General features: G+C 67.4%; 1 protein-coding gene. It reads left to right on the top strand.

Annotation, left to right across the window (positions count from 1 at the left end):
• Window positions 1-981, top strand: a 981-nt coding sequence (locus tag ACZ43N_RS42725) for an alpha-amylase family glycosyl hydrolase (protein ID WP_468105288.1), incomplete at its 5' end; no start/stop codon positions are given.
• Window positions 982-1,122 lie beyond the last annotated feature (141 nt).

The following is a 1,122-nucleotide window of genomic DNA, read 5'->3' as shown; positions in this document are numbered from 1 at the left end:
CCGAAGAAGTACCAGGACATCTACCCCATCGCCTTCGACGCGGACATGCCCGGCCTGATCGCCGAGACCACCCGCGTCCTGCGCCACTGGATGGATCACGGGGTGCGGATCTTCCGCGTCGACAACCCCCACACCAAACCGGTGGTGTTCTGGGAACAGGTCATCGCGGACATCAACCGCACCGACCCCGACGTGATCTTCCTGGCGGAGGCCTTCACCCGCCCGGCGATGATGCACACCCTCGCCGCGGCCGGCTTCCAGCAGTCCTACACCTACTTCACCTGGCGCACCACCAAACAGGAACTCACCGACTACGCCGGCGAACTCGCCGGTGAGGCCGCCGCCTACATGCGGCCCAACTTCTTCGTCAACACCCCCGACATCCTCCACGCCTTCCTCCAGCACGGCGGCCGCCCCGCCTTCGAACTCCGCGCCGTCCTCGCCGCCACCCTCTCCCCCACCTGGGGCGTCTACTCCGGCTACGAACTCTGCGAGAACACCCCCCTCAAACCCGGCAGCGAGGAATACCTCGACTCCGAGAAGTACCAACTCCGCCCCCGCGACTGGGAGACCGCCGAACGCGAGGGACGCACCATCACCCCGCTCATCACCGCTCTGAACGACATCCGCCGGCGCCATCCGGCCCTGCACGGGCTGCGAAACCTGCGCTTCCACCACACGGACAGCGACGCTGTCATGGCGTACAGCAAGCGCGCGGGCTCGGACACGGTTCTGGTGGTCGTGAACCTCGATCCCCACCACGCGCAGGCGGCCTGGGTCTCGCTCGACATGGCGGAACTCGGTCTGGGCCAGGACGAGGACGCGCCGGTGCGCGACGAGCTGACAGGTGAGACCTACCGCTGGGGAAGGACCAACTACGTGCGCCTGGAGCCGGGCCGGGCGCCCGCACACATCCTCCACGTCGGGTTCCCCGCCGACGGCACGTGCTCGGCTCAGAACGGAGGGCCCGGTACCCGATGACGACGAACAAGCCCATCTCGGACACCTTCGAGGACACACCCCAGAGGGACCGGGACCCGGAGTGGTTCAAACGCGCCGTCTTCTACGAGGTCCTCGTCCGTTCCTTCCAGGACAGCAACGGCGACGGCATCGGCGACCTCA

The sequence above is a fragment of the Streptomyces sp. NPDC030814 genome (genome assembly GCF_055572155.1).
Note: the sequence above shows the minus strand (reverse complement) of the source record. Positions and strands in the feature narration are given on the sequence as shown.